Source organism: Paracoccus sp. FO-3, assembly GCF_006386455.1.
Lineage (GTDB): Bacteria > Pseudomonadota > Alphaproteobacteria > Rhodobacterales > Rhodobacteraceae > Paracoccus > Paracoccus versutus.
On sequence record NZ_VCBQ01000188.1, the window covers coordinates 1 to 4,696 of the forward strand.

The following is a 4,696-nucleotide window of genomic DNA, read 5'->3' on the forward strand; positions in this document are numbered from 1 at the left end:
GGACTAATTTCGCACCGCCATTCTCACGCCCAGTGTGACCCCGACGATTGGCCGAGACCTTCTCAATACGAAACTTGTCTGCCGACCTTGTCCGGGCCTCTCCGGCGCGTCAGGACCGGGGAGAGGGCTTTCTTTAGACGACCGGTGCTCCAACCCTTTCATGGGGAGTGATGGCCGGTCGGTGGTTCGGGGCTGCGGCGGCCCAGAGGACGGACGAGAAGGCTGTCGCCACCCGTCCGTCGGCAAGCGGCGGCGCCTAGGGTCAGCTGTCAGATCGTCGGACTGTTCCCTGCGAGCCCGGCCTTCGACAGCCAATATTCCCGCCCCCGCAAAGGGTCGATCCGGGGCGATCTGCGCTGCTGCAGCGACCGGGCCTCACCGCCGACGATCAGAATCCCGAGCTGGAGTAATTGCCGTGCCGCAGTCCGGGGCAGGGTGGGATGCACGATCTCGGCGAATACCTCGGAGGAAATCGCCAGGCGCTCGGCATCATGCCAGCCCGCATGGGCGTGGACGGAGAAGGTCTCACCGGAATCGACATCGGCAAAGCTGTCCTGATGTTCCGCGAAGTAGGTCATCAGCCGTTCGGAAATCCTGGTCTGGGGCGGGGGCATCAGCGCGCGGCGCTGCTCGAGCCACAGGCTGGCGAGTTCCACGATCGCGGTCCGGACCTCTTGCGCTTGCCAGGGCACGATCCGCCAGTGACAGGCGAGCTGGCCCGCCACGGAGACGGCCGCAAATCGCCCGATGACCCGCCGTTCCGGCCCGTCGGGCGATTGGGAACAGCTTGCCGAAAGCCGTTTCAGGATGTCGGCGAGCACCGCATTGTAGAGAGTCTTCAGGCGACCCGTGCCGGACCTGGCCTGCTCCGCCACCAGCCGCTCGATAAAGCGCGGACCGGCATGACCATGATGCTGACCACATTCCGCCTTCAGGGCATCCGCGAAGGCGGCAGGGTCCGGGTATTCGTGCAGATACGCAAAACCGCCCCACTGCCAGGACGTGGCGGGGATATCGGCGAGGCGGGTGGTCAAGCCCTCCGGGATGGTCAACCGGGACTGTGTGTAAATCTCGGGCAGCGGGGCTTCGGCGGTCGTCAGGATCATCGTCTGCCAGGCCAGCGGGTCCAGATCGTCGAGTGAGACGTTGCTGCGCTTCTTGCCGACCCCATTCGCGAGCATATAGAGGACAGAGGTGAGTTCGCGGGCCACGGTGGACTCCCGCGTCGGGATTTCGTCGATCGCCAGCAACCCGTCCCGGGCGCGATGTGCCGCGGTCTCGAAAGCGGTTGTGCTGGCATGCCAGCTCATCAGTTTCCAGGGTGCGCCGTAAACGCTGCGCGCGACGTGGAGGACCGTGGTCTTCCCCGAGCTCGTCCGGCCGAAGATGCCAAAGCCGCCCCCTGCGAGACCAAGAAGGGCGAGCAACGGCGCGGCAAGCGCGACGCAGATCGCGAAGATGAGCAGGGGGTTGTGGCGGGCGAGGCGGGCGAGACCATCATACCAGCGTTGGAACGATCCCGCCTGATCGACAGCCGTCTCGCCGCCGCGCGCGATGATGGGTCGGTCTTCTGTGCATTGATCACAGCTGAAGATCCTGCCTTGCGGGGTCACATAGCCGATCTGCCCCTCGGCATGGATCCAGCCCGGCTGCTCGGCCAGCAGCCCATGTCTCTCAGGCACCCACTGCCGCAGAAGATGCACCAGTTGCGCCGGGCTGCCGGGGATCATCAGACCCAGTTCTGCGAGATGGGCGGCCACTGGTCCGGGAGCGGACATCAGTTGCGTGGCGGTGATCACCGTCTGGCGGAGGGCGCCGCCGGCAGTGAAGAACTCGATCAAGATGGCCGAGGCGTTTTCCTGCTGATTGGTCAGGCTCATGGCAACACGCAACGGACCGCAGAGCGGCTGGAGGCCACGGGACTTCATGAGGCAGATCATCCTCGCCTGATCGTCATAGAGATAGCCGGCCGGCAGGCCGGTGATATCGGTCCGGACATGCTCTTCTTCGCTCCAGCGGTAGCCGCGGTTCTCGTCGTTCTCAGGATCGGCAGCAACAAGGCATGCGGGGTCGGGCGCGGAATTGCGCGAGGTCATGGGACGTCTCCGGCAATGGGAAGGGATGGCTCGATTGTGACGGATCGGGCGGGCCCTGTCAGCGGGATGCTGTGCGTAATCCACAAAAATCGACACAGGGCGCGCGCTGATCAGGGATGGATCGGGTTTGGAGAGGACGGAATATGTTGGACAGTTGGACAGTTGGACAGTTGGACAGTTGGACAGTTGGGCAGTTGGACAGTTGGGCAGGCGGACGGATGAGATCGCGAAAATACCGTGGTTTCGGTCACGGCACGCAGCAACCGTCCAACTGTCCGACTGTCCAAGTGAGATGGCTGAAGCCATGTTTTTGCCGATACTCTCCAGCATGCTGCCCGGAATCATCATGGCCAGTTCTTGCCGGCATTGGTGCAACAGTTTGGTGACGGAGGCTCTGCGCCCCATGATCGCGCGCCTGCGCAACGGCATGCTTGCGGCGACGGATTGCCGTGGCGGGATGCCCCGCAGGAGTGACTTGGCGATCTGGCGACGAAACACATATTGCGGTTGAAAACCAAGGCCCGCGATCTCTAACCTGCCGCCCGAACAGGACGGCCGAAGATCGAGTGATGACCATGGAACGACGCAAGCTTGGGAAAAACGGGCCAAAGGTCAGCGCGATCGGCTATGGGGCGATGTCCTTCTCGGACATGTATGGCCCCACGAACGAGGCCGAGAGCCATGCCATCCTCGACGCCTGCCGGGACCTGGGTGTCACCTATCTGGATACCGCCAATATCTATGGGATGGGCAAGTCGGAAAACGCGATCGGCAGCTATCTGAAGGCCAATCCAGGCGCGCGGGACGACTTCGTGATCGCGACCAAGGCGACGATCAGGACCGATGCCGAGGGCAAGCGGATCTTTGACAATTCCGCTGCGTATCTTGAGGCCGAGCTGGACAAGTCGCTGAAGCGGCTGGAACTGGACTGCGTGGATCTGTTCTATGCCCACCGCCGCGCCGCCGCGCTTCCCGCCCGAGGAACTGGCGGGCAATCTTGGACAGCTGGTCGAGAAAGGTAAGGCCTTGGCGATCGGGCTTTCAGAGATCGCGCCGTCGACGCTGAGGCAGGCGATGACCGCCTTTTCGGGGGCGGCGGTGCAGTAGGAATATTCGCTCTCGACCCGGGCACCGGATCTGGGGCTGGTGCAGGCCTGTGCGGAACTGGGCGTGGCCATGGTGGCCTTTTCGCCCGTCGGGCGTTCACTGCTGACCGACAACCCGATCCCGCGCGAACGGCTGGCAAACCTGCCCTTCATGCGGGCGAACCCGCGCTTCACAGAACCGAACCTGACCGAGAACTTACGGATCATGCAGGGGTTCCGGGACCTCGCGGCCGAGATGGGAACCAGCGCTGCAGCACTGGCCAATTCCTGGCTATTGACACGGGGGCCGCATGTGATCCCGATCCCGGGCACCCGGTCGGTCGCGCATCTGCGCGAATGCGTGGCCGGGGCAGAGCTGAACCTGTCGCAATCGGATCTGGACCGGATCGACGCGGTGCTGCCGGTCGGATGGGCCTGCGGCGACCGCTATTCCGACGAACAGTGGTATGGGCCGGAACGCTATTGCTGAAACGTCCGGCTAAATGGCTACCCAGAGCGGATGGGCCATGTCAACGAAACCTGCCCTCATCATGCTTTAAAGAGCGGATCGATCTCCGGTGGAGAAGAACAGGGAAACTGGGTCGGAGAAGTGATAGCGTCGGCGAAACACCACGCCAACGGCTCGCCATGGCCGATCATTCCCGGCTGAGTGTATCCAACCGCCACCGCCACCGCCTCTGTCCGTCCGGCGCCGAGCCGGATCCCTATGCCATCGGCTGGTGCGATCCGCGCTGGATCTACCTCGGCAGCGATGCCTCCCGGACCGAAATCGCCTCCGGCATGCCGGACGGTCTGGCGGTGAAACTTCTGAGTGATGCAGGTCTGCTGGTTCCCGGTGGTGAGCAGAGGTCGTATCAGTATCGTCTTCCCCGCTGTGTCGATCCGGACCGGGCGAGGGGTCTATCGCCTCGACCGGCAGAGGATCGAGGGCGGATAGTCCGGAAGGCGCTGCACCCAGGGGGGCAGACATTTATTGTGGTGGTTTCCGAGCCGCCGCAAACAGGTTCTCCGGCATCATTCGGTATCGGAATAAAACCGGTTATCTGCTCACAGCCACCCAAGCGGGATGGTATTTGGTTATGCCCTTTTCAAGCATTTCCCCGCGTCGCGGGCCTCACAGGCTGAACAGAACCATTTTACAAAGCTCGATAATATTGGGCTAGGAGCGTTTCGCCATGTTATCAGGAAAACAACATGCGTGTTTCGCGTGATGGCGGGCAGTGATTTCAGATGATTGCGGGCAGCCGTTTCGTGCGATGGCGGTCAGGTCTGGTCGATCTTGAGAGGATAAAGCTGCGCTCCTGATTTCAGGAGAACGCAGAATGCCGACAGGACGACTGAACATGCGCCGGATACGCGATGTTTTACGATTGAAGTATGGGCAGGGTGAGAATGGCGGTGCGAAATTAGTCCACGTTAGCGGCGGCATGGTGCTGCTGCGGGCGGCATAAAAGTCGTCCACCTTTGTCCCTTTCTGCGGCTGCAGGGAGGATG

Annotated in this window: 4 protein-coding genes; 2 read left to right on the top strand and 2 right to left on the bottom strand. The window is 62.6% G+C overall.

Annotated features, from left to right (window positions below; all coding sequences use genetic code 11):
• Positions 1-269: 269 nt before the first annotated feature.
• Positions 270-2,096, bottom strand: coding sequence for a DUF927 domain-containing protein (locus FE811_RS25830; RefSeq protein ID WP_255469852.1), 1,827 nt, complete (start codon positions 2,094-2,096; stop codon positions 270-272).
• 569 nt (positions 2,097-2,665) lie between these two features.
• Between FE811_RS25830 and FE811_RS28850 the strand changes: the two genes are divergently transcribed.
• Together FE811_RS28850 and FE811_RS28855 are read left to right on the top strand one after the other, a co-directional pair.
• Positions 2,666-3,118: an aldo/keto reductase gene (locus FE811_RS28850; protein WP_370362708.1), complete on the top strand. Its 453-nt coding sequence runs from the start codon at positions 2,666-2,668 to the stop codon at positions 3,116-3,118.
• Between the two features lie 124 nt (positions 3,119-3,242).
• Entirely contained in the window at positions 3,243-3,671 is a 429-nt protein-coding gene (locus tag FE811_RS28855; protein WP_370362709.1) for an aldo/keto reductase, read from the top strand.
• Positions 3,672-4,361: 690 nt separating this feature from the next.
• Here the strand turns inward: FE811_RS28855 and FE811_RS28030 are convergent.
• Positions 4,362-4,696, bottom strand: a 335-nt coding sequence (locus FE811_RS28030) for a hypothetical protein (protein ID WP_219848962.1), incomplete at its 5' end; no start/stop codon positions are given.